Here is a 23,838-nt window from a genome sequence, read left to right as displayed (position 1 = left end):
AGGCGGATCCGCGACATCGTGCCATGATAGGCCAGCAACGCCAACGCGAAGCGCGACGCGGGGGTGCCAATCAGCAGCGCAGGTCTGGCCATGGGCGGTGGGCTAGGGCTTGTCGGGCGGGGCGGTGGCGAGCAATATCGTGCCTCGCTTGCGATTTTGCCGGGCTGCCTGTGACAGGCGTGTTGCACCGGCGAGCGCGGCCTTGCAAGCCGCGCACGATCAGCTTTCCTGCACCAGGCCATAGCGAAGCTCAATCGGCTGCGGCTTTCGGCCTTGGCCAAGCCGGGCTATGATGGCGGCCACTTTTTGCTTCCGACCACGGAGATTTTCCATGAGCGAATTCATCACCAACGTCAGCGACGCCAGCTTCGACCAAGACGTGCTCCAGGCGGATGGCCCGGTGCTGGTCGACTATTGGGCGGAGTGGTGCGGCCCGTGCAAGATGATCGCCCCGGTACTGGACGAGATCGCCCAGACCTATCAAGGCAAACTGAAAGTCTGCAAGCTGAACATCGACGAAAACCAGGACACCCCGCCGAAATACGGCGTGCGTGGCATCCCGACCCTGATGCTGTTCAAGAACGGCAACGTCGAGGCCACCAAGGTCGGCGCCTTGTCCAAATCGCAGCTGGCCGCTTTCCTCGACAGCAACATCTAAGCCGCCGTGTAAAAGCCCTGCCAGATGCAGGGCTTTTTTCTGCCACGGCACTAGACGTTTCCGCCAGGGCGGTGGTAAATTCGCCTCGCAACGGTTTCTCCGTTGCCCTCCAGCCGCCGTCGACGCACTCCTAATCCAATAAGTACGCGATCCAGTCGCCTTCTTTCGCGACGCGGCCTCTTAAGCCCAGAGCTTATTCCCCCTTCCTTACGACTACGTCATTCCTATGAATCTGACCGAACTCAAGCAAAAACCCATTACCGAACTGCTGGAAATGGCCGAACAAATGGGCATCGAGAACATGGCCCGTTCGCGCAAGCAGGACGTGATTTTCTCCCTGCTGAAAAAACACTCGAAAAGCGGCGAGGAAATCTCCGGTGACGGCGTGCTGGAGATCCTCCAGGACGGCTTCGGTTTCCTGCGTTCCGCAGACTCTTCCTATCTGGCCGGCCCGGACGACATCTACGTCTCGCCCAGCCAGATCCGCCGCTTCAACCTGCGGACCGGGGACACCATCGTCGGCAAGATCCGCCCGCCGAAGGAAGGCGAGCGCTACTTCGCGCTGCTCAAGGTCGACACCATCAACTACGACCGCCCGGAAAACGCCAAGAACAAGATTCTGTTCGAGAACCTCACGCCGCTGTTCCCCAACAAGCGGCTGGTCATGGAAGCCGGCAACGGCTCCACCGAGGACATCACCGGCCGGGTGATCGACCTCTGCGCGCCGATCGGCAAGGGCCAGCGCGGCCTGATCGTGGCGCCGCCGAAGGCCGGCAAGACGATCATGCTGCAGAACATCGCCAGCAACATCACCCGCAACAATCCCGAGTGCCACCTGATCGTCCTGCTGATCGACGAGCGCCCGGAGGAAGTGACCGAGATGCAGCGCACCGTGCGCGGCGAAGTGGTCGCCTCGACCTTCGACGAGCCGCCGACCCGCCACGTGCAGGTCGCCGAGATGGTGATCGAGAAGGCCAAGCGCCTGGTCGAGCACAAGAAGGACGTGGTCATCCTGCTCGACTCCATCACCCGTCTGGCGCGCGCCTACAACACCGTGATCCCGAGCTCCGGCAAGGTCCTCACCGGTGGTGTCGACGCCCACGCCCTGGAGAAGCCCAAGCGTTTCTTCGGCGCCGCGCGCAACATCGAGGAAGGCGGTTCGCTGACCATCATCGCCACCGCGCTGGTGGAAACCGGCTCGAAGATGGACGAGGTGATCTACGAAGAGTTCAAGGGTACCGGCAACATGGAGCTGCCCCTGGACCGCCGCATCGCCGAGAAGCGCGTGTTCCCGGCGATCAACATCAACCGCTCGGGCACCCGCCGCGAGGAGTTGCTGACCGCCGAGGACGAGTTGCAGCGCATGTGGATCCTGCGCAAGCTGCTGCACCCGATGGACGAGATCGCCGCCATCGAGTTCCTCATCGATAAGCTGAAAGACACCAAGACCAACGACGAATTCTTCATGTCGATGCGCCGCAAGTAAGTCTTGGCTGGGCCGCGAAAGCCGGGGAAACCCGGCTTTCGCGCATCTGCACGCCGTTCATCCTTCTGAATGCCCCGGTTCGGCGCTAAACTTTGCGCCCCGACCTGCACGCCCCACACGAGGCTCACGCATGCAGTATCGCGATCTGCGCGACTTTATCCGCGGCCTGGAACAGCGCGGCGAGCTGAAACGCATCCAGACGCCGGTCTCCCCGGTGCTGGACATGACCGAAATCTGCGACCGCACCCTGCGCAAGGGCGGTCCGGCGCTGCTGTTCGAGAATCCCGTGGGCTTCGATGTGCCGGTGCTCGGCAACCTGTTCGGTACGCCCAAGCGGGTGGCGCTGGGCATGGGCGCGGCGGAGGTCGGCGAGCTGCGCGAGATTGGCAAGCTGCTGGCCTTCCTCAAGGAGCCGGAGCCGCCGAAGGGGCTGAAGGATGCCTGGGCCAAGCTGCCGATCTTCAAGAAAGTCCTGGCCATGGCGCCCAAGGTGCTCAAGGACGCGCCGTGCCAGGAGGTGATCGAGGAAGGCGAGGACGTCGACCTGAGCAAGCTGCCGGTGCAGACCTGCTGGCCGGGCGACGTCGCGCCGCTGATCACCTGGGGCCTGACCATCACCAAGGGCCCGCATAAGGAGCGGCAGAACCTCGGCATCTACCGTCAGCAGGTGATCGGCCGCAATAAGGTGATCATGCGCTGGCTCAGCCACCGCGGCGGTGCCCTGGATTTCCGCGACTGGTGCGAGAAGTTTCCCGGCCAGCCCTACCCGGTGGCAGTGGCCCTCGGCGCCGACCCGGCGACCATTCTCGGTGCGGTCACCCCGGTGCCCGATAGCCTCTCCGAATATGCCTTCGCCGGCCTGCTGCGCGGCCACAAGACCGAGCTGGTCAAGGCGCGTGGCAGCGACCTGCAGGTGCCGGCTAGTGCCGAAATCGTCCTCGAAGGGGTGATCCATCCCGGCGAGATGGCCGACGAAGGCCCGTACGGCGACCACACCGGCTATTACAACGAGGTCGACCGCTTCCCGGTGTTCACCGTCGAGTGCATCACCCGTCGCCGTGATCCGATCTACCACAGCACCTACACCGGCCGTCCGCCGGATGAGCCAGCGGTGCTCGGCGTGGCGCTCAACGAAGTGTTCGTGCCGATCCTGCAGAAGCAGTTTCCGGAGATCACCGACTTCTACCTGCCGCCGGAAGGCTGCTCCTATCGCCTGGCGGTGGTGACCATCAAGAAGCAGTACCCCGGCCATGCCAAGCGGGTGATGCTCGGCGTGTGGAGCTTCCTGCGCCAGTTCATGTACACCAAGTTCGTCATAGTCACCGACGACGACGTCAATGCGCGTGATTGGAACGACGTGATCTGGGCGATCACCACGCGCATGGACCCAAAGCGCGACACCGTGTTGATCGACAACACGCCGATCGACTACCTCGACTTCGCCTCGCCGATCTCCGGTCTCGGCTCGAAGATGGGCCTGGACGCCACCCACAAGTGGCCGGGCGAGACCAGCCGCGAGTGGGGCCGGGCGATAGTCCAGGACGAGGCGGTCAAGCGCCGCGTCGATGAGCTTTGGTCCAGCTTGGGGATCGACTGATGGTGTCGCGGGTACAGCTATGTAGGAGCGAATTCATTCGCGAGCTTCCGAGAGGCCCCGTCGCGAATAAATTCGCTCCTACAGGAGCAAGGGCATGAAAGTCACCCTGCAACCCTCCGGCGCGGTGCTGGACGTCCATTCCGGCGAGCGCATCCTCGATGCCGCCCGGCGGCTCGGCTACGAGTGCCCGCAGGCCTGCCGCAACGGCAACTGCCATATCTGCGCGGCGTTACTGGTCGAGGGGCGGGTGCGCCAGAGTGGTGCCGAACTGGATCAGGGCGAGCTGTTCACTTGCCTGGCCGAACCGCTGGAAGATTGCATGCTGCACTGGGACGGCGTGCTGGCGCCGGGCGAATTGCCGCTGCGCAGGCTGGCCTGTCAGTTGCTCGAATGCGTCGAAGTCGGCGGCGACGTCTGGCGCGTGCGCCTGCGTGCACCGGCCGGCAAACCGCCGCGCTATCACGCCGGCCAGTACCTGTTGATCGAGCGTGAGGACGGCGAACCCTCGGCCTTCTCGCTGGCCTCGGCGCCGCATCAGGGCCGTGATCTGGAATTGCATATCCTCGGCCGCGAGGCCAGTACCCAGGCCTTGCTCGCGCAGCTGCAACGCACCGGCCTGGCGCGGGTGCAGCTGCCGTTCGGTGACACCCATCTGGCCGAGCTGCCGGACGGCCCGCTGGTGCTGATCGCCGCCGGCACCGGCATGGCGCAGATGCACAGCCTGATCGAGCACTGCCGCTCGACCGGCTTCAGGCATCCAGTGCACCTGTACTGGGGCGTGCGCCAGCCCGAGGACTTCTACCAACTGGAGCACTGGCAGGACTGGCAGCGCCTGGACAACCTGCACCTGCACAAGGTGGTCAGCGACCTGTGCGGTTGGGAAGGGCGCTGTGGCCTGCTGCACGAGGCGATTTGCGAAGACTTCGCCGACCTCGGCCCGCTGCACGTGTATGCCAGCGGTTCGCCGGCGATGGTCTATGGCACTCTCGACGCCCTGGTGGCGGCCGGCATGGACGCCCACCAGATGCGCGCCGACGTGTTCGCCTACGCGCCGCGCGAGTAGAAGGAGCTGAAACCGCTCATGGAAGATTCGGCGTTGTTCCGCGTGATTAAGCCTTTGGTCAGCATTGTATGTCTGCTGCTGGTGATCGAGAGCTTCCGTACCGGCACTACCCTTAGCTTGGGTAGGACTGGAATTGACTGGATCAGCCAAGCCAGTCATCCAGCGCGCTTCTGGGTGGCGAATTTGGTGTTAGTGGCTTTCGCTGTTCTGGGCCTGATTGGCCCGGTCCACAAAAAAAGGAAGTGAGAGCCGGAAGCTAGAGGGCCTAGCTTCCGGCTTCCATGTCAGCGCACTTGCACCACCACCTTGCCCACCGCCTTGCGCTGGCCCAGGTGGTTGATGGCGTCGGCGGCGTTTGCCAGCGGGAAGGTCTGCGACACCAGCGGCTTGAGCTTGCCTTCGGCGTGCCACTGGAACAGCTGTTGGAAGTTTGCCGCATTGTCCTGCGGCTGGCGGGCGGCGAAGGCGCCCCAGAACACCCCGACCAGCGACGCGCCCTTGAGCAGCGTGAGGTTGGCCGGTAGCGAGGGAATGGTGCCGCTGGCGAAGCCGACCACCAGCATGCGGCCGTTCCAGGCGATGCTGCGGAAGGCCTGCTCGAACAGCTCGCCGCCGACCGGATCGTAGATCACGTCGACGCCCTGATCGCCGGTCAACTGCTTGAGCCGCTCGCGCAGGTTCTCCTCGTTGTAGTTGATCAACTCGTCGGCGCCGGCGGCCTTGGCCACGGCCAGCTTCTCCGCGCTGCTGGCGGCGGCGATGACCTTGGCGCCCATGGCCTTGCCGATCTCCACTGCGGCCAGGCCGACGCCGCCGGAGGCGCCGAGCACCAGCAGGGTCTCGCCGGGCTGCAGATTGGCGCGTTGCTTCAGCGCATGCATCGAGGTGCCGTAGGTCATGCCGAAGGCGGCCGCGGCGGTGAAGTCGAGGCTAGCGGGAATCGGCAGTACTTTGTCTGCAGAGACCGCCACCTGCTCGGCGAAGCTGCCCCAGCCGGTCAGTGCCATGACCCGGTCGCCGGGTTTGACGTGGCTGACCTTCTCGCCGACCGCGGCGACCACGCCGGCCGCTTCACCGCCTGGGGAGAACGGGAAGGGCGGTTTGAACTGGTACTTGCCTTCGATGATCAAGGTGTCGGGGAAATTGACCCCGGCGGCGTGCACGTCGAGGAGGACTTCGAACTTCTTCGGTACGGGGCTGGCAACTTCTTCCAGCACCAGGGTTTCGGCGGGGCCGAAGGCTTTGCACAGCATGGCTTTCATCGGGGGGAATTCCTCTGGTGGTTATGGCCGCAGAGTGGCGAAACGGGAGCTGTCCGGTCAACAAGCATGGTCGCTCCTGATAGCGCTGCATAAGTCGTGGGCTTGGGGTACGGCGTGCGGGTCGCTATGCTAGGCAGCTCATTCGTCCCGAGGATCTGCCCCGTGAAAGCCTGGATCGCCCTGCTGCTGGCTGTAGCCCTGCCGTTCACCGTGCAGGCCAAGGAGGAGGAAAGCGAGGCGGGCGCCGCGCCACAGGTGGCCTATGTCAGCCTGGTGCCGGCGATCGTCGGCAATTTCGGCGCGGGGCCCAAGTTGAAGTTCTTCAAGGCCGATATCGCCCTGCGGGTCACCGGCAGCGAGGCCGAGGACAAGGTCGAACATCACGAGCCGCTGATCCGCAACCAGCTGGTGATGCTGTTCTCCCAGCAGACCGAGGCCAGCCTCGGCGACCTCGAGGCCAAGGAAAAACTCCGCCAGGAGGCGCTCAAGCAAGTGCGCCAGGTGCTGGAGCAGGAAGAAGGCCGGCCGCTGGTGGACGATCTACTGTTCAACAACCTGATCATTCAATAAGAGCCTGTTTACGATCTGCTGCGCGTCGGCCATACGGCGTTGAAGTCGGGCTCAGCAAGCCGCTTGCGGCTAACGCGCTTCAGCGCGGCCCGGAGGGCGAGTGAAACGAGTACTGCTCATTTACAACTCGTAAACTGCGCGCCTTCGCCCGATTTACTCGCTGCGCTCGCCCTGCGGGCCAGCCTGCGGCTGTTACTCCGCTTCGCTGCGTTGCGCCTTGCATGGCTCTAGCTCGCGAGATCGTAAACAGGCGCTAAGCGCCTAACTGCTGACCGGCGGCTCCGGGCGCCAGACACGGGTGCAATTGCGCCCACTGTACTTGGCCTGGTAGAGCGCCTGGTCGCTGTGCTGCACCAGCTCCTCAGGGTCTCGGTCGGTGGCCGGATCGGAGGTGGCCAGGCCGATGCTGATGCTCAGGTAGCCGTGCGGGCTAGCGGGGTGCGGCAGCTGCAGTTCGGCGACCAGCCGATGCACGCGCGCGGCGACATGCTCGGCGCCCCCCAGGCCGGTGTCGATCAGGATCAGGGCAAATTCCTCGCCGCCGTAGCGACAGGCCGCATCGCCTTCCCGCTGCATGCAGCTCTGCAGCACGGCGCCGACACGGCGCAAGGCGTCGTCGCCGGCCAGGTGGCCGAGGGCGTCGTTGTAGGCCTTGAAATGGTCGATGTCGAGCATCAGCAGCGCCAGCGGCGCGCCGATCCGCCGCAGGCGCCGCCATTCGCCGTGCAGCTGGCGGTCGAAGAAGCGCCGGTTGTACAGGCCGGTCAGGCCGTCTTGCTGCGACAGGCGCTGCAGCTGCGCTTCCAGCTGCAGGCGTTCACTGTTGTCGCGGGATACGCCGATCAGGTACTCGCGGCCATTCACCGTCAGCAACTCGGCGCTGATTTCCGCCGCCTGTTTGCTGCCGTCGCTGCGGCGCATCTCGTGCTGGAACAGCGGGCTCTGCTCGGTATCCGCGCGCCCCTCGCGCAGTTGTTGCAGCCAGGCGTGAAAGCCCGGCAGCAGCTGTTCGGGATCGTCTTTCAGCAGCTGACTGAACGCCGTGGCGCTGTAGCCCAGGCTGGCGTGGGTGGCGCGGTTCATGTACAGGATTTCGCGGCTGTGCGGGTCGAGAATGAACAGCCCGTCGCGGCTGGCGTCGGTCAGGTCGAGCACCAGTTGCAGGCGTTCGCGACTGTCGCGCAGCACCTGCTCGATCGCCTCGCGCTGACGGATCTCCTCGTTTAGGCGCTGGTTGCTGGCTTGCACGGCTGCCGTGCGGCGGGCGTTCTCCAGGGCCAGGGCGAGGGCTGCGACCAGCAGCAGGCTGATGGTCAGGCCGGCGCCGAGCACCAGTTTGGGCAGCGGCGAGCTGAGCTGGTCGAGGAGGTTGGCGCTGGGGCTGAGCTGCAGGGCAAAGTGCCGGTTGTTGAGCAGATGCAGCGGCACTTGCTGCTGTAACTGTGGCAGCCAGGCGCTCACTTCGCGGCGATAGATCGGCTGGCCCCGCTCCAGCAGGCGGACGTTGAAGTGACGGCTGTCGAGGCCGTCGAGCAGTTCGTCCATCAGCCCTTCGACGCGGAACACCCCCTGCAGGAAGCCGTCGAATACCGGTTCCTGACCGCCGCTTGGCAGATACAGCGGGGTGTAGAGGATGAAGCCGCGACCGCCCTGGACCAGGGCGAAGCTATCGGAGAAACGTGGCAAGCCGCTGGCTTTGGCCTCCATGGCCAGCGGGTAGTTGGGGTGCTCGGGCGTGAGGCGGAGATGTGTGGCCGCCTCGTTGCCGCGCAGGGGCAGCAGCCAGCGCATCTGCAGGTCGGCATCCAGCCACTGGATCGCCTGATAGCCCCCCGAAGTGCTGCAGCGAGAAGCGCACATACAGCTCCCATTCGTCGCGCGGCAGGCGGCCGCGCTGATTCCATAGCGCGGCAAGCAGACGCAGGCCCTGCAGCTGGCCGTCGAGATTGGATTCCAGCTGCTGGGCCAGCCCGCGCGCCTGATACTCGACCCGTTTGTGCAGGCGTTGCGCCTGACCGCGTTCCAGTTGCAGCCAGATCGCCACGCTGGTGCCGCACAACAGCATGAGCAGCAGAGCGAGGGCGGCTCGGGCTGGCCAGGCGGAACGAACAGGCGGCATTGACGCTCCCGGGCGATGGCTGCGACTACTGGCAGCTGGCCATTTCAGTCTATCGCAGGTCCAGCACGGCGGCCCATTCCGGGGCGCTGACGGGCATCACCGACAGGCGGCTGCCCTTCTGCACCAGGGCCAGGTTGGCCAGCGCCGCTGCGGCCTTCAGCTGGGGCAGGGCGATCACCGTGGTGAAGGCCTCGACGAATTCGACGTCCAGGGCGCTCCAGGGGTTCTTTTCGGCGCTGGCCTTGGCGTCGAAATAGGGGCTGTCGGGATCGAGGGCTGTCGGGTCGGGGTAGACGCCCGCGGCGATCCGGCCGATGCCGGCGATCCCCGGTTGCGCGCAACTGGAGTGGTAGAAGAAGAACAGCTCACCCGCCTGCATGCTGCGCAGGAAGTTGCGCGCCTGATAATTGCGCACCCCGTCCCAGCGGGCACGGCCGAGGCGCTGCAGGGCATGGATGGACAGTTCGTCGGGTTCGGATTTCATCAGCCAGTAAGGCATGAATTTTGCTCCTTTTCGCCGGCCGGCGTGGCTTGCGCAGATTTACCGACAGCCGGCTGGCGTCAGAAATTGCGTGAAGTTTCACCTTACCGGAAAATGCCGCGGTTTAAGCTTGAAGCTGGCGTTCGGCCTAATAACAACAATCGTCGCCGGTCAGTGCGAACATTGCCTTGAAGGGGGAGGCAATAGATGAAACGTAAACCAGATCTGTTGTGGGTTTTAGTAATTGTGTTCAGCCTGGGGATGGTTACCACGGGTTACACCCAGAGCCTCTGGGAGCGGCAAAACGAAGTGCCGGTCAATCTGTCGCAGCAGCCTTAACCGTTCAGTGCTTCACTCGGCGCCGCAGGGATCGCGGTGCTTGCTCTAGTGCTCGCCGTACCACGCCTTGTCCGTCACCGTCGCCTGCAGGGGCACGTCCCAACTGGCCAGTGCCAGCCGATCGACCTTCTGACATTCATGCGCCAGGCCCAAGAGCGTCGGCTTGTGCCCATTCTTGCGCCGCGCCCGATAGGCCAGGCTGCGATCGTAGAAGCCGCCGCCCATGCCCAGCCGGCCGCCGTGCTCGTCGAAACCCACCAACGGCATCAGCAGCAGATCCAGGGTCCAGACCTTGCGCTGGCGCTTGCGATTCAGGTGCGGCTCGGGGATGCCGAAGCGGTTCGGGCGCAGGCGCTCGTACGGGCGCACGCGCTGGAACACCATTTTGCTGCGCGGCCAGGGATTGAGTACCGGCAGGTAGACGTGCTTGCCGCGCCGGTGGGCGGTGCGCAGCAGGGCACGTGGGTCGATTTCGCCGTCGTTGGGCAGGTACAGGGCCAGGTGGCGGGCGCGGCGAAAGCGCGGATGGTGGGCCAGCTGACGGTACAGGTCGCGGGCGGCGCGCTGCTGCTGGTGGCGGTCGAGGGTGCGGCGCGCCTGGCGCAGCACGCGGCGCAACTGGTCGCGCGAAAGGTCGCGGGCGTCGATCATGGTCGTGGGAGTGCTGGCGAATGAGACGCGCGGGTCGCGGCGCGGATGTTGGCGCCGGTTGCTGCAGAGATCAGGATAAGGACCCCCCGACGTGCCGCTGTCGGTTTTGCCCTTGAACCCGAAAGTTCAAGGTGGAGGTTGCAGGAGGCGTTAAGGCTTTCCGTCAGGCGGACATGCACACCTGCCCCAACTTGCAACCCCCGGGTTTGTGCGTATCGGCTCAGGGACATTCCCAACTGGCGCACACCCCAGGGAGTGGCGGGCAGTATACCCCAATCCGCCATGACGCGATCAGTCCTGCGCGGCATCCTGATCGGCGGCCAGGGCGTGATCGACGCGCTCGAGCAGATCGCGCACCTGTTCGCGGGTCGAGCTGGCCTGCTGGTCGAGGTGCTGCTGCTTGTGCAACAGGTCATGGGTGATGTTCAGCGCGGCCATCACCGCCACCCGGTCGGCGCCGATGACTTTGCCGCTCATGCGGATCTCACGCATCTTGCCGTCCAGGTAGCGCGCGGCGCTTTCCAGGTTGGCGCGTTCGTCCGGCGGACAGGCGATGCAATATTCTTTGTCCAGGATCTGGACGTTAACGGTGTTCGACTGGGTCATGAGTCCTGCTCCAGGGCTTTCAGGCGCGAAATCATCGATTCGACCTTGTGCCGGGCCATTTCGTTCTTTTCGATCAGATGGGCGCGTTCCTCGCGCCAGGCCTTTTCGCTCGCCCGCAGGAGCTGGTTGTCGGCCTTGAGCTGTTCAATGCGGCGGATCAGCAGTTCCAGCTTGGTTGTCAGCGCACGCAGATCGGCGTCTTCCATAGGCTCTCGCTCGGGCGTTGAGTCACCGCAACTATATAGGATCAGTCGGGGGATGGGGCAAACCCGGCGGCGCCCTTCGATGGTCTTGGCGCGCCTGCCGGTGCTAGGATACAAGGCCTTCATTCTAGTCATTGCGCCCTGTTGCGCCTAGTTGACCATACCCATGCAAAATTCTCCCTATAGTGCTTTCGCCGCCCTGCTCGCCAGCAGTGGCCAATCCGTTTCCCCGGCCGAGCTGCACGGCCTGTTGCTCGGCCGCAGCTGCGCGGGAGCCGGCTTCGAGGCCGAGCCCTGGCTGGTCGATGCCGGCGACCTGCTCGGCGGCGCGCCGCAGGATGGCGTGCGCCAGGCGCTGATCGGCCTGCAGGAAATGGTCAAGACCGAACTGACCGGCACCGACATGGCCGTGGTGCTGCTGCTGCCCGCCGACGAGGCGCCGTTGGCCGAGCGCGCCGCCGCGCTGGGCCAGTGGTGTCAGGGCTTTCTCGGCGGCTTCGGCTTGACCGCGCGGGACGCCGCGCTGAGCGCCGAGGCCATGGAGGTGCTCCAGGATCTGGCGGCGATCGCCCAGGTGCAGAGCGCCCTGGAAGAGTCCGAAGACGGCGAGAGCGACTACATGGAGGTCATGGAGTACCTGCGTGTCGCGCCGTTGCTGCTATATACCGAGTGTGCCAAGCCGCTGGCCGCCGCGCCGAAACCTTCCCTGCATTGAGCGATTAGTCCTGCCCATGATCAGCATCCCCAAGGTGGAATATGCCCGTCGGCGCAAGGCGCTGATGGCGCAGATGGAACCCAACAGCATCGCGATTCTGCCGGCCGCGCCGGTGTACATCCGCAACCGCGATGTCGAGCACGTCTACCGGCAGGACAGCGACTTCCAGTACCTCACCGGCTTCCCCGAGCCGGAAGCGGTGCTGGTGCTGATCCCCGGCCGCGCCCATGGCGAATACCTGCTGTTCTGCCGCGAGCGCGATCCCGAGCGTGAGCTGTGGGATGGCCTGCGCGCCGGCCAGGACGGGGCGATCAAGACCTACGGCGCCGACGATGCCTTCCCCATCGGCGATCTCGACGACATCCTCCCGGGCCTGATCGAGGGCCGCGAGCGGGTCTATTACGCGATCGGCACCAACCAGGAGTTCGACCAGCACCTGATGGAGTGGATCAACGTGATCCGCTCCAAGGCGCGCCAGGGTGCGCAACCGCCGAACGAATTCGTCGCCCTCGACCACCTGCTGCACGACATGCGCCTGTATAAGTCGGCGAACGAGGTGAAGGTGATGCGCGAAGCCGCGGCGATTTCCGCCCGCGCCCACATACGCGCCATGCAGGCCAGCCGCGCCGGCTTGTCCGAATATCACCTGGAAGCCGAGCTGGACTACGAGTTCCGCAAGGGCGGGGCGAAGATGCCGGCCTATGGCTCGATCGTCGCCGCCGGCCGCAACGCCTGCATCCTGCATTACCGCGAGAACGACGCACCGCTCAAGGATGGCGACCTGGTGCTGATCGACGCCGGCTGCGAGATCGACTGCTACGCCAGCGACATCACCCGCACCTTCCCGGCCAACGGCACCTTCAGCCCCGAGCAGAAGGCCATCTACCAGTTGGTGCTCGACGCCAACATGGCCGCCTTCGAGCAGATCGCCCCAGGCAAGCACTGGAACGAGGCGCACGAGGCCACGGTGCGGGTGATCACCGCCGGCCTGGTGCAGCTCGGCCTGCTCGAGGGCGAGGTCGATGCGCTGATCGCCAGCGAAGCCTACAAACCCTTCTACATGCACCGCGCCGGCCACTGGCTGGGCATGGACGTGCACGACGTCGGCGACTACAAGGTCGGCGGCGAGTGGCGCGTGCTCGAGCCGGGCATGGCGATGACCGTCGAGCCGGGCATTTACATCGCCCCGGACAACCAGAACGTCGCCAAGAAATGGCGCGGCATCGGCGTGCGCATCGAAGACGACGTGGTGGTGACCAAGACCGGCTGCGAGGTGCTGACCAACGGCGTGCCCAAGACCGTCGCCGAGATCGAGGCGCTGATGGCCGCCGCGCGCAGCCAGGCGGCCTGATGTCACGCTTCGATCTGGCGATCATCGGCGGCGGCTTGGTCGGCGCCAGCCTGGCCCTGGCCCTGCAGGGCCAGGCCAAGACGCGCGGCTGGCGCATCGTGCTGATCGAACCCTTCGCCCCCGGCGACGGCTATCAGCCCAGCTATGACGCGCGCTCCACCGCGCTGTCGTTCGGCAGCCGGCAGATCTACGAGCGTCTCGGCGTGTGGGCGCGGATCGCCGAACGGGCCGAGCCAATCCGCGAGATCCAGGTTTCCGACCGTGGCCGCTTCGGCGCCACCCGCCTGCGCGCCGAGGACGAGGGCGTGCCGGCGCTCGGCTACGTGGCCGAGAACGCCTGGCTCGGCCACTGCCTGTGGCAGGCGATCGATCACCAGGTGATCCACTGGCGCTGCCCGGCGGAAGTCACCCGCCTGCAGGTGCTAGACGGTGGCTATCGGCTGTTCCTCAATGACGACAGCAGCCTCGACTGCGACCTCGCCGTGCTCGCCGACGGCGGCCGCTCGGGGTTGCGCGAACAGCTCGGCATCCACGTCCAGCACACCGCTTACCGGCAGAGCGCGCTGATCGCCAACATCACACCGGCCCAGGCCCATGACGGCCAGGCCTTCGAGCGCTTCACCGCCGACGGCCCGCTGGCCCTGTTGCCGCTGGCGGACAACCGCTGTGCGCTGGTCTGGAGCCGCGTCCATGCCGATGCCCAACGGCTGCTGGCGCTGGACGAGCGCAGCTTCCTCGGCGAGCTGCAGGCGGCCTTCGGCTATCGCCTCGGCGCCCTGCGCCAGGTCGGCGCGCGTCATCTTTACCCGCTGGCGCTGGTCGAGGCCCAGGAACAGGTGCGCCCGCATCTGGTGGTGCTCGGCAATGCCGCGCACAGCCTGCATCCGATCGCCGGCCAGGGCTACAACCTGTCGCTGCGCGACACCTGGGCGCTGGCCGAAGCGCTGCTGGAAAGCCTGGCGCCGCTCGGCGACTTCGCCACCCTGCAGCGTTACCAGCAGATGCAGCAGCTCGATCAGCAGCTCACCGTGGGTTTTTCCGACCGCGTCACCCGGCTGTTTTCCAACGCCACGCCGCTGCTCGCCGCCGGGCGCAACCTCGGCCTGCTCGGCCTCGACCTGGTGCCGCCGGCCAAGCGCTGGTTCGCCCGCCAGGCCATGGGCCTGGGCACCCGTCTCCACCGTTAAGGATTCGCATGCACTCCCGTCGATTGGCCCGCAAGGCGCGCTTGATGCGCTGGGCGCTGAACTTCTACCCGCCTTACTTGGGCGCCGGCGTGCGGGTGCGGCGCATCAGCGCCGACTTCCGCCAGATCCGCGTGAAGATGGGCCTCGGCTGGTACAACCGCAACTATGTCGGCACCCAGTTCGGCGGCTCGCTGTACAGCATGACCGACCCGTTCTTCATGCTGATGCTGATGGAAACCCTCGGCCGCGATTACATCGTCTGGGACAAGGCCGCCAGCATCGACTTCATCAGCCCCGGCAAGGGCCCGGTGTATGCCGATTTCAGCATCGGCGACGAGCTGCTGACGGAGATCCGCGCGCGCACCGCCGCTGGCGACAAGCACCTGCCCGAGCTGCACGTGGAGGTGCGCGACGGCGAGGGCACGCTGGTGGCGCGGGTGCACAAGACCCTCTACGTGCGGCTCAAGCCGCGTGCGCGACAGGCGGCCTGACATGGATTTACGTGCGGATCTGATCATCGTCGGCGCCGGTATGGTCGGTAGCGCCCTGGCCCTGGCCCTGCAAGACAGTGGCCTGGACATCCTGCTGCTGGACGGCGGGCCGCTGAGGGTCAAGCCGTTCGACCCGGCGACGCCGTTCGAGCCGCGGGTCAGCGCCCTGTCGGCGGGCAGCCAGCGCATCCTCGAGCGCCTCGGCGCCTGGGACGGCATCCGCGCACGGCGCGCCAGCCCCTATGGCGAGATGCGCGTGTGGGACGGCTCGGGCACCGGGCAGATCCACTTTTCCGCGGCCAGCGTGCACGCCGAGGTGCTCGGCCACATAGTCGAGAACCGCGTCATCCAGGACGCCCTGCTCGAGCGTTTGCACGCCAGCGAGTTGGGCCTGCTCGGCAACGCGCGCCTGGAGCAGCTGCGCCGTTCCGGCGATGACTGGCTGCTGACCCTCAACGACGGCCGCCAGTTGCGCGCGCCGCTGCTGATCGCCGCCGACGGCGCCAACTCGGCGGTGCGTCGCCTGGCCGGCTGCGCCACCCGCGAGTGGGATTATCTGCACCACGCCATCGTCACCAGCGTGCGTTGCGCCGAGCCACATCGGCGCACGGCCTGGCAGCGTTTCACCGACGATGGCCCGCTGGCCTTTCTGCCGCTCCAGCGCGGCGCGGACGAACACTGGTGTTCGATCGTCTGGTCGGTCACTCCGAACGAGGCCGAACGCCTGATGGCGCTGGACGACCAGGCCTTCCGCGCGGCCCTCGGGCGTGCCTTCGAGTGGCGCCTGGGCGAGATCGAGGCGGTCGATCCGCGCCTGTGCATTCCGCTGCGTCAACGCCATGCCGAGCGCTATGTCGAACCGGGCCTGGCGCTGATCGGCGATGCCGCGCACAGCATCCATCCGCTGGCCGGGCAGGGTGTCAACCTCGGCTTCCTCGATGCCGCGGTGCTCGCCGAGGTGCTGCTGCATGCCCATGGGCGCGGCGAGCGGCTGGCCGAGCCGCGCGTGCTGAGCCGCTACGAGCGCCGGCGGATGCCGCACAACCTGGCGATGATGGCGGCGATGGAGGGCTTCCAGCGCCTGTTCCAGGCCGACCCGCTGGCGCTGCGCTGGCTGCGCAACAACGGTCTGAACTGGGTCGACGGCCTGCCGGAGGCCAAGGCCGTGTTCGTCCGTCAGGCGCTCGGCCTCTCCGGCGACCTGCCGGAGCTGGCGCGGCCGTAGGTTGGGTTGAGGAGCGTAGCGACGAAGCCCGGCGGACGGTGGCTAGCCCAACATCGCGGCTGATCGCGGCTCCGCTCGTTGGGCTTCGCTGCGCTCAGCACCAACCTACCTCAGCGGCAATGATCCGCCGCCGCTGTTCCCTGAAACACCTCGACATAACCCCTGTAACAGTTCGCAACTGAGGTTTACTATCATTTGCACTTTAGAGCCAATACGGGGCATTTCCGATGCGGGGTCGCAACCCTCTTCTCGCGGCGCTGGCGTTCAGCCTGGCCGCCACTTCCGTCCACGCCGCCGATGAGGTGGTGGTGTACTCCTCGCGCATCGACGAGCTGATCAAGCCGGTGTTCGATGCCTACACCGCCAAGACCGGGGTGACGGTCAAGTTCATCACCGACAAGGAAGCGCCGCTGATGCAGCGGATCAAGGCCGAGGGCGAGAACGCCACCGCCGACTTGCTGCTCACCGTCGACGCCGGCAACCTCTGGCAGGCCGAGCAGATGGGCATCCTGCAGCCGTTTACCTCGAAGACCATCGAGGCCAATATCCCGCCGCAGTACCGCTCCAGCAGCGGCGCCTGGACCGGCCTGTCGCTGCGCGCGCGGACCATCGTCTACTCCACCGAGCGGGTCCAGCCGCAGGAGTTGTCCACCTACGAGGCGCTGGCCGGTAAGGAATGGGAAGGCCGCCTGTGCCTGCGCACCAGCAAGAAGGTTTACAACCAGTCGCTGACCGCCACCCTGATCGAGACCCACGGCGCGGCCAAGACCGAGACGATCCTCCAGGGCTGGGTCAACAACCTGGCCACCGATGTGTTCGCCGACGACAACGCAGTGATCCAGGCGGTGGATGCCGGCCAGTGCGACGTCGGCATCGTCAACACCTACTACTACGGCCGCCTGCACCAGCAGAACCCGCAGCTGCGCGCCAAGCTGTTCTGGCCGAACCAGCAGGACCGCGGCGTGCACGTCAACCTGTCCGGCATCGGCCTGACCCAGTACGCGCCGCATCCGCAGGCCGCCCAGCAACTGGTGGAATGGATGACCGGTGCCGAGGCGCAGAGCCTGTTCGCCGGCATCAACCAGGAATACCCGGCCAACCCGCAGGTCAAGCCATCGGCGGAAGTGGCGGCCTGGGGCAGCTTCAAGGCCGACAGCCTGCCGGTGGAGGTCGCCGGCAAGCGCCAGGCCGAGGCGATCAAACTGATGGATCGTGCCGGCTGGAATTGAGGTGGCCGGTAGTCCGTAGGATGGGTTGAGAGGCGCAGCCTCGATACCCATCGCTGCTGGGTCGATGGGTATCACTACATTCAACCCATCCTACGAAACTACGAAATGCTTATACTTCGACGCCCCGGCCAGCCCGGGGCGTCGTCATTTCTGATTGTTGAGGACTCGCGTGGCCCATCCCGCCCAGCGCCGCTGGTATCTCATCTCCTTCGCCGTCGCCGCCCTGGTGCTGTTGCCGCTGTCGGTGCTGCTGTTCAGCTGGGGTACGGTCGATCGCGAGATCTGGGCGCACCTGTGGGCCACGCAGATGCCGCGCCTGCTCGGCAACACCCTGACCCTGGTGCTCGGCGTCGGCGCCGGCGTGACCCTGCTCGGTGTCAGCCTGGCCTGGCTCACCAGCCTCTGCGAGTTTCCCGGCCGGCGCTGGCTGGACTGGGCGCTGATGCTGCCGTTCGCGATCCCCGCCTATGTGCTGGCGTTCGTCTTCGTCGGCCTGCTGGACTTCTCCGGGCCCCTGCAAAGCCTGGCGCGCGAGTGGTTCGGCAACGGTTTGCGCTTGCCGCGGGTGCGCTCCACCGGCGGGGTGATCATCGTCCTGGTGCTGGTCTTCTACCCCTATGTCTACCTGCTCGCGCGCAGCGCCTTCCTGGCCCAGGGCAAGGGCCTGATGGAGGCCGCGCGGGTGCTCGGTCAGTCGCCCTGGCAGGCGTTCTGGCGCGTCGCCCTGCCGATGGCGCGGCCGGCCATCGGTGCCGGTCTGGCGCTGGCGATCATGGAGACCCTGGCCGACTTCGGCGCGGTGGCGGTGTTCAATTTCGACACCTTCACCACCGCCATCTACAAGACCTGGTACGGCTTCTACAGCTTGTCCAGCGCCACCCAGCTGGCCAGCCTGCTGCTGCTGGCGGTGATCCTGGTGCTCTACGGCGAGCGCCGGGCCCGCGGCGTCAGCCGCCCGGCCAGCGAGCGCCCGCGCGGTCAGGTGCTGTATCGCCTGCATGGGCTCAAGGCACTGGCGGCGAGCGCCTGGTGCGGCCTGGTGTTCGCCTGCGCCTTCGTCATCCCGTTGCTGCAGCTGCTGGCGTGGTGCTGGCAGCGCGGCCGTTTCGATCTCGACGAGCGCTACCTCGGCCTGATCCTGCACACCCTCTACCTCGGCGCGCTGGCGGCGCTGCTCACCGTCGCCCTGGCGCTGCTGCTGGCCTTCGCCCGACGCCTGGCGCCGACCCGGCCGGTGCGCTCGGCGGTCGGTTTGGCCAACCTCGGCTATGCGCTGCCCGGCTCGGTGCTGGCGGTGTCGATCATGCTCGCCTTCAGCCACCTCGATCGCCAGCTGGTGATCCCGCTGTCCGCCTGGCTCGGTGGCGCCGGCAAGCCGCTGCTGCTCGGCAGCCTGGCGGCGCTGCTGCTGGCCTACCTGGTGCGCTTCATGGCGGTCGCCTACGGGCCGCTGGAGAGCAGCCTGGCGCGTATCCGGCCGTCGCTGCCGGAAGCTTCGCGCAGTCTCGGGGTCGGCGGCCCGCGGCTGTTTTTCAGCGTCTACCTGCCGCTGCTGGTGCCCGGCGCGCTGTCCGCGGCGCTGCTGGTGTTCGTCGACGTGCTCAAGGAAATGCCCGCCACCCTGCTGATGCGCCCGTTCGGCTGGGACACCCTGGCGGTGCGGGTGTTCGAGATGACCAGCGAGGGCGAATGGGCGCGCGCCGCGCTGCCGGCGCTGACCCTGGTATTGGTCGGCCTGCTGCCGGTGATCGGCCTGATCCGCCGTTCGGCGCGGCGCCCGGGGCACTGACGCAAGCGCGCGTCGGCTGAGGTGTCCAGCTGCCGACCTTGCGGCTACAATGCGCGCCATTCGATGCGGCCCGTCATTCAGACCGGGTGTGCGCAACGCGTGCCAGTGCCTTGACCAACAGGCGCAGTCGCGTTGCCCAGCCCGTCCGCGTCTTCGCCACGCCCGGAAGGAGAAACCCATGGGACAGCGTACGCCCCTCTATGCTCAGCACCTGGCACTAGGGGCCAAAATGGTCGACTTCGGCGGTTGGGATATGCCGCTGCATTACGGTTCGCAAGTCGAGGAGCACCACCAGGTGCGGCGCGACTGCGGCGTCTTCGACGTCTCGCACATGACCGTGGTCGATGTCAGCGGCAGCCAGGCCAAGGTCTATCTGCAACACCTGCTGGCCAATGACGTCGAACGCCTGCAAACCCCCGGCAAGGCCCTCTACAGCGGCATGCTCAACGAGCGTGGCGGGGTGGTCGACGACCTGATCGTCTACTTGAGCGAAGCGGGCTACCGCCTGGTGGTCAATGCCGCGACCCGCGACAAGGATCTGGCCTGGATGCAGGCGCAGAGCGCCGGTTTCGCCGTCGAACTGCGCGAGCGCGGCGAACTGGCCATGCTCGCCATCCAGGGCCCGCAGGCACGGGCCAAGACCAGCGAGCTGGTGAGCGCCGCCCGCGCCGCGCTGATCGCCGAACTCAAGCCGTTCCAGGGCGTCGCCGAGGGCGACTGGTTTATCGCCCGCACCGGCTACACCGGCGAGGATGGCCTCGAGATCATCCTGCCGGCGGGTGAAACGCCGGCCTTCTTCAATGACCTGGTCGGCGCCGGCATCGCCCCGATCGGCCTCGGCGCCCGCGACACCCTGCGCCTGGAGGCCGGCATGAACCTCTACGGCCAGGATATGGACGAGGAAACCTCGCCGTTGGCCGCCAACATGGCCTGGACCATCGCCTGGGAACCGGCCGAGCGCGCGTTCGTCGGCCGCCAGGCCCTGGAAGCCCAGCGCGCCGCCGGCGCCCAGCCCAAGCTGGTCGGCCTGGTCCTGGAGGAGCGCGGCGTGCTGCGCGCCCATCAGGTGGTGCGGGTCGAGGGCATCGGCGAGGGTGAAATCACCAGCGGCAGCTTCTCGCCGACGCTCGGCAAGTCGATCGCCCTGGCCCGCGTCCCGGCGGCCACCGGCGAACGCGCCGAGGTGGAAATCCGCGGCAAGTGGTACCCGGTGCGCGTGGTGCAGGCGAGTTTCGTGCGTTACGGCAAAGCGTTGATCTAACCGGCTGGGGCCAGACCACGGCCCGCCGGGCGAAATGACCGGTGTGGACGCAGTGGTTTGGCAACGGCCTGCTAAATTTTCAGGCGGGTCATCCGCCTTCTAGTCTCCTAGTCTCCGAGGACACCGACATGAGCAATATCCCCGCCGATCTGCGTTACGCCGCCAGCCACGAGTGGGCGCGCCTGGAAGCCGATGGCAGTGTGACCGTAGGCATTTCCGATCACGCCCAGGAAGCCCTGGGTGATGTGGTGTTCGTCGAGCTGCCGGAACTCGGCAAGCAACTGGCCGCCGGCCAGGAAGCCGGGGTGGTGGAGTCGGTGAAGGCCGCCTCGGACATCTACGCGCCGATCGCCGGCGAGGTGATCGCGATCAACGAGGCACTGACCGACGCCCCGGAAAACGTCAACAGCGACCCGTACGGCAGCTGGTTCTTCAAGCTCAAGCCGAGCAACGTCGCCGAGCTCGACCAGCTGCTCGACGCCGCCGCCTACAAGGCTGCCGCCGACGCCGACGCCTGATCAGGACGCCGACTGACGCTCGATTAACTAGCTATCCTTGCACAAGCCCTGCTTCGTCAGGGCTTTGTCTTTTTCTGAGAACGTGACCATGTCCCAGACCCCCCGCCTGTCCCAACTGCAGCAGTCCGACGCCTTCCTCAGCCGCCACCTCGGCCCCGACGCCAATGAACAGCAGGCCATGCTCGAGGCCCTCGGCCTCGCCAGCCGCGATGAGCTGATCGAGCAGACGGTGCCGCCGGCGATCCGCCTGACCGGCGAGCTGCAGTTGCCGGCCGCGCTCGACGAGCAGGCCGCGCTGGCCAAGCTCAAGGGTTACGCCGCGCAGAACCAGGTGTGGACCAGCCTGATCGGCATGGGCTACCACGGCACCGTCACCCCGACGGTGATCCTGCGCAACGTGCTGGAGAATCCGGGCTGGTACACCGCCTACACCCCCTATCAGCCGGAAATCGCCCAGGGCCGCCTGGAGGCGCTGCTGAACTTCCAGCAGCTGACCATCGACCTCACCGGCCTCGACCTGGCCAGCGCCTCGCTGCTCGACGAGGCCACCGCCGCCGCCGAGGCCATGGCCCTGGCCAAGCGCGTGGCGAAGAGCAAGAGCAACCTGTTCTTCGTCGACGAGAACTGCCACCCGCAGACCATCTCGGTGGTGCAGACCCGCGCCGAAGCCTTCGGCTTCGAACTGGTGGTCGACGCCGTCGACACGCTCGGCGACTACCAGGTGTTCGGCGCGCTGCTGCAGTACCCGGACACTCACGGCGAGATCCGCGACCTGCGCCCGCTGATCGAACGCCTGCATGCCCAGCAGGCGCTGGCCTGCGTCGCCGCCGACCTGCTCAGCCTGCTGCTGTTGACCCCGCCGGGCGAGTTGGGCGCCGACGTGGTGTTCGGCTCGGCGCAGCGTTTCGGCGTGCCGATGGGCTATGGCGGCCCGCACGCGGCCTACTTCGCCACCCGTGACGAGTTCAAGCGCGCCATGCCGGGGCGCATCATCGGCGTGTCCAAGGATGCCCGCGGCAACGTCGCGCTGCGCATGGCGCTGCAGACCCGCGAGCAGCATATCCGCCGGGAGAAGGCCAATTCCAACATCTGCACCGCGCAGGTGCTGCTGGCCAACATCGCCAGCTTCTACGCCGTCTACCACGGCCCGCAGGGTCTCAAGCGCATCGCCCAGCGGGTGCAGCGGCTAACCGCGGTCCTCGCCGCCGGCCTCGAGCAAAAAGGCATCGCCCGCCTCAACCGGCACTTCTTCGACACCCTGACCCTGGACGTCGGCGGCAGCCAGACGGCGATCCTCGAGTCGGCCCGGGCCGCGCGCATCAACCTGCGCATCCTCGGCCGCGGCCAGCTCGGCGTCAGCCTCGACGAGACCTGCACGGCAGAGACGGTCGAGCAGCTGTTCGCCATCTTCCTTGGTGCCGACCATGGCCTGTCGGTTGCCGAACTGGACGAAGGCGAGCTGCCGGCCGGCATTCCCGCCAGCCTGCAACGCAGCTCCGACTACCTGAGCCACCCGGTGTTCAACACCCACCACAGCGAAACCGAGCTGTTGCGCTACCTCAAGCAGCTGGAGAACAAGGACCTGGCGCTCAACCAGTCGATGATCCCGCTCGGCTCCTGCACCATGAAGCTCAACGCCACCAGCGAGATGATCCCCATCACCTGGCCGGAGTTCGCCAACCTGCACCCCTTCGCCCCGCGCGAGCAGGCCCAGGGCTACACCCTGATGATCGACGAACTGGAAGCCTGGCTGCGCGCCATCACCGGCTTCGATGCCATCTGCATGCAGCCCAACTCCGGGGCCCAGGGCGAGTACGCCGGCCTGCTGGCGATCCGCAAGTACCACGAGAGCCGCGGCGACGCGCACCGCAACATCTGCCTGATCCCGGCCTCGGCGCACGGCACCAACCCGGCCTCGGCGCAGATGGCGAGCATGCGCGTGGTGATCGTCGAGTGCGACGGCGACGGCAACGTCGACCTCGAGGACCTCAAGGGCAAGGCCGCGGAAGCCGGTGCGCAGCTGGCCTGCCTGATGGCCACCTACCCCTCGACCCACGGCGTGTACGAGGAGGGCATCCGCGAGATCTGCGAGGTGATCCACAGCCACGGCGGCCAGGTGTACATGGACGGCGCCAACCTCAACGCCCAGGTCGGTCTGACCCGCCCGGCCGACATCGGCGCCGACGTGTCGCACATGAACCTGCACAAGACCTTCTGCATCCCCCACGGCGGCGGCGGTCCGGGCATGGGCCCGATCGGGGTCAAAGCCCACCTGGCACCCTTCGTCGCCAACCACCCGGTGGTGCCGCTCGACGGCCCGAACCCGGGCAACGGCGCGGTCAGCGCCGCGCCCTGGGGCAGCGCCAGCATCCTGCCGATCAGCTGGATGTACATCGCCATGATGGGCCCGCAACTGGCCGATGCCACCGAGGTGGCGATCCTCAACGCCAACTACCTGGCCAAGGAGCTGGCCGGCGCCTTCCCGGTGCTGTTCAGCGGCCGCAACGGTCGCGTCGCCCACGAGTGCATCCTCGACCTGCGCCCGCTCAAGGCGGACACCGGGATCAGCGAGGAAGACGTGGCCAAGCGCCTGATGGACTACGGCTTCCACGCGCCGACCATGTCCTTCCCGGTGCCCGGCACGCTGATGATCGAGCCGACCGAGAGCGAGTCCAAACACGAGCTGGATCGCTTCATCGAGGCGATGCTGAGCATCCGCGCGGAGATCGCCAAGGTCCAGAGCGGCGATTGGCCGGCCGAGGACAACCCGCTCAAGCGCGCGCCGCACAGCCTCGCCGACGTGATCGGCATCTGGGAGCGGCCGTACAGCATCGCCGAGGCGGTGACCCCGAGCGCGCACACCCGCGCGCACAAGTACTGGCCGACGGTGAACCGCGTCGACAACGTCTACGGCGACCGCAACCTGTTCTGTGCCTGCGTGCCGCTCGACGACTACCGCGAGTAAAAACCTGTCTACGATCTGCTGCGCGTCGGCCAAACTGCGTTGAAAACGGCTTCGGAATGCTCATTTACAACT

The 23,838-nt window shown here is 66.6% G+C and carries 23 protein-coding genes and 1 other RNA gene; 17 read left to right on the top strand and 7 right to left on the bottom strand.

The genetic code is table 11. From position 1 onward, the window contains the following. Positions 1-331: 331 nt before the first annotated feature. The 5 genes from trxA (at position 332) to D3880_RS21350 (ending at position 5,050) form a co-directional block, all read left to right on the top strand. Positions 332-658, top strand: a complete 327-nt coding sequence (gene trxA, locus D3880_RS21370; protein WP_119895418.1) for a thioredoxin TrxA — start codon at positions 332-334, stop codon at positions 656-658. Between the two features lie 226 nt (positions 659-884). After that, the gene (gene rho / locus D3880_RS21365) at positions 885-2,144 is read left to right on the top strand and encodes a transcription termination factor Rho (RefSeq protein WP_119895417.1); all 1,260 of its coding nucleotides are present in this window, start codon (positions 885-887) and stop codon (positions 2,142-2,144) included. A 130-nt stretch (positions 2,145-2,274) separates the two neighbouring features. Further along, positions 2,275-3,741, top strand: coding sequence for a 4-hydroxy-3-polyprenylbenzoate decarboxylase (gene ubiD / locus D3880_RS21360; protein ID WP_119895416.1), 1,467 nt, complete (start codon positions 2,275-2,277; stop codon positions 3,739-3,741). 94 nt (positions 3,742-3,835) lie between these two features. Next, entirely contained in the window at positions 3,836-4,804 is a 969-nt protein-coding gene (locus D3880_RS21355) for a CDP-6-deoxy-delta-3,4-glucoseen reductase (RefSeq protein WP_119895415.1), read from the top strand. Between the two features lie 18 nt (positions 4,805-4,822). Then, positions 4,823-5,050, top strand: coding sequence for a hypothetical protein (locus tag D3880_RS21350; protein WP_119895414.1), 228 nt, complete (start codon positions 4,823-4,825; stop codon positions 5,048-5,050). Positions 5,051-5,088: 38 nt separating this feature from the next. On the opposite strand, the gene D3880_RS21345 is transcribed toward D3880_RS21350, so the two are convergent. Next, positions 5,089-6,066, bottom strand: coding sequence for an NADPH:quinone oxidoreductase family protein (locus D3880_RS21345; RefSeq protein ID WP_119895413.1), 978 nt, complete (start codon positions 6,064-6,066; stop codon positions 5,089-5,091). A 162-nt stretch (positions 6,067-6,228) separates the two neighbouring features. On the opposite strand from D3880_RS21345, the gene D3880_RS21340 reads away from it, so the two are divergent. After that, positions 6,229-6,636: a flagellar basal body-associated protein FliL gene (locus D3880_RS21340; protein WP_177412187.1), complete on the top strand. Its 408-nt coding sequence runs from the start codon at positions 6,229-6,231 to the stop codon at positions 6,634-6,636. A 261-nt stretch (positions 6,637-6,897) separates the two neighbouring features. Here D3880_RS21340 and D3880_RS21335 read toward each other — a convergent pair whose 3' ends face one another. Both D3880_RS21335 and D3880_RS21330 read right to left on the bottom strand, forming a co-directional pair. Then, a complete protein-coding gene (locus D3880_RS21335) occupies positions 6,898-8,496 on the bottom strand; it encodes a sensor domain-containing diguanylate cyclase (RefSeq protein ID WP_338014445.1) in 1,599 nt (532 codons plus the stop codon). 308 nt (positions 8,497-8,804) lie between these two features. Beyond that, the gene (locus D3880_RS21330) at positions 8,805-9,254 is read right to left on the bottom strand and encodes an EVE domain-containing protein (RefSeq protein ID WP_119895411.1); all 450 of its coding nucleotides are present in this window, start codon (positions 9,252-9,254) and stop codon (positions 8,805-8,807) included. Between the two features lie 189 nt (positions 9,255-9,443). Here D3880_RS21330 and D3880_RS23230 point away from each other — a divergent pair, with 189 nt between their 5' ends. Beyond that, positions 9,444-9,575 (top strand): hypothetical protein, encoded by a 132-nt coding sequence (locus D3880_RS23230; protein ID WP_274381172.1) that lies wholly within the window; start codon positions 9,444-9,446, stop codon positions 9,573-9,575. A 45-nt stretch (positions 9,576-9,620) separates the two neighbouring features. Here the strand turns inward: D3880_RS23230 and D3880_RS21325 are convergent, their stop codons facing one another. From D3880_RS21325 to D3880_RS21310, 4 genes are all read right to left on the bottom strand, one after another. Next, on the bottom strand, positions 9,621-10,226 hold the full coding sequence (locus D3880_RS21325) for a 5-formyltetrahydrofolate cyclo-ligase (protein WP_119895410.1): 606 nt from the start codon (positions 10,224-10,226) through the stop codon (positions 9,621-9,623). A 79-nt stretch (positions 10,227-10,305) separates the two neighbouring features. Next, a non-coding RNA gene (gene ssrS, locus D3880_RS21320) (6S RNA) lies at positions 10,306-10,484 on the bottom strand. Positions 10,485-10,517: 33 nt separating this feature from the next. Then, positions 10,518-10,832, bottom strand: a complete 315-nt coding sequence (locus D3880_RS21315; RefSeq protein ID WP_119895409.1) for a cell division protein ZapA — start codon at positions 10,830-10,832, stop codon at positions 10,518-10,520. After that, complete coding sequence (locus D3880_RS21310) at positions 10,829-11,038, bottom strand: TIGR02449 family protein (RefSeq protein ID WP_119895408.1); 210 nt, start codon at positions 11,036-11,038, stop codon at positions 10,829-10,831. The genes D3880_RS21315 and D3880_RS21310 overlap by 4 nt, the downstream gene beginning before the upstream one ends. A 157-nt stretch (positions 11,039-11,195) precedes the next feature. Here D3880_RS21310 and D3880_RS21305 point away from each other — a divergent pair, with 157 nt between their 5' ends. The 10 genes from D3880_RS21305 to gcvP all read left to right on the top strand — a co-directional run bounded on the left by D3880_RS21305 (position 11,196) and on the right by gcvP (position 23,766). Then, a complete protein-coding gene (locus D3880_RS21305; protein WP_119895805.1) occupies positions 11,196-11,750 on the top strand; it encodes a YecA/YgfB family protein in 555 nt (184 codons plus the stop codon). A gap of 16 nt (positions 11,751-11,766) precedes the next feature. Continuing rightward, the gene (pepP, locus tag D3880_RS21300) at positions 11,767-13,101 is read left to right on the top strand and encodes a Xaa-Pro aminopeptidase (RefSeq protein ID WP_119895407.1); all 1,335 of its coding nucleotides are present in this window, start codon (positions 11,767-11,769) and stop codon (positions 13,099-13,101) included. Then, a complete protein-coding gene (gene ubiH / locus D3880_RS21295) occupies positions 13,101-14,288 on the top strand; it encodes a 2-octaprenyl-6-methoxyphenyl hydroxylase (RefSeq protein ID WP_119895406.1) in 1,188 nt (395 codons plus the stop codon). The genes pepP and ubiH overlap by 1 nt, the downstream gene beginning before the upstream one ends. Positions 14,289-14,296: 8 nt before the next feature. Continuing rightward, entirely contained in the window at positions 14,297-14,779 is a 483-nt protein-coding gene (locus tag D3880_RS21290; RefSeq protein ID WP_119895405.1) for a DUF4442 domain-containing protein, read from the top strand. A 1-nt stretch (position 14,780) separates the two neighbouring features. Next, positions 14,781-16,004: a 2-octaprenyl-3-methyl-6-methoxy-1,4-benzoquinol hydroxylase gene (locus tag D3880_RS21285; protein WP_119895404.1), complete on the top strand. Its 1,224-nt coding sequence runs from the start codon at positions 14,781-14,783 to the stop codon at positions 16,002-16,004. Between the two features lie 227 nt (positions 16,005-16,231). Beyond that, entirely contained in the window at positions 16,232-17,233 is a 1,002-nt protein-coding gene (locus D3880_RS21280; protein ID WP_119895403.1) for an extracellular solute-binding protein, read from the top strand. Between the two features lie 169 nt (positions 17,234-17,402). Beyond that, positions 17,403-19,022: an ABC transporter permease gene (locus D3880_RS21275; protein ID WP_119895402.1), complete on the top strand. Its 1,620-nt coding sequence runs from the start codon at positions 17,403-17,405 to the stop codon at positions 19,020-19,022. 178 nt (positions 19,023-19,200) lie between these two features. After that, the gene (gene gcvT / locus D3880_RS21270; RefSeq protein WP_119895401.1) at positions 19,201-20,283 is read left to right on the top strand and encodes a glycine cleavage system aminomethyltransferase GcvT; all 1,083 of its coding nucleotides are present in this window, start codon (positions 19,201-19,203) and stop codon (positions 20,281-20,283) included. Between the two features lie 128 nt (positions 20,284-20,411). After that, positions 20,412-20,801, top strand: a complete 390-nt coding sequence (gcvH, locus tag D3880_RS21265; RefSeq protein ID WP_119895400.1) for a glycine cleavage system protein GcvH — start codon at positions 20,412-20,414, stop codon at positions 20,799-20,801. Between the two features lie 88 nt (positions 20,802-20,889). Next, on the top strand, positions 20,890-23,766 hold the full coding sequence (gene gcvP / locus D3880_RS21260; protein WP_119895399.1) for an aminomethyl-transferring glycine dehydrogenase: 2,877 nt from the start codon (positions 20,890-20,892) through the stop codon (positions 23,764-23,766). The last annotated feature ends 72 nt before the right edge of the window (positions 23,767-23,838 follow it).

Origin of the sequence: Pseudomonas cavernae (assembly GCF_003595175.1) — a bacterium.
GTDB lineage: Bacteria > Pseudomonadota > Gammaproteobacteria > Pseudomonadales > Pseudomonadaceae > Aquipseudomonas > Aquipseudomonas cavernae.
This window is presented reverse-complemented; position numbering and strand designations above follow the sequence as displayed.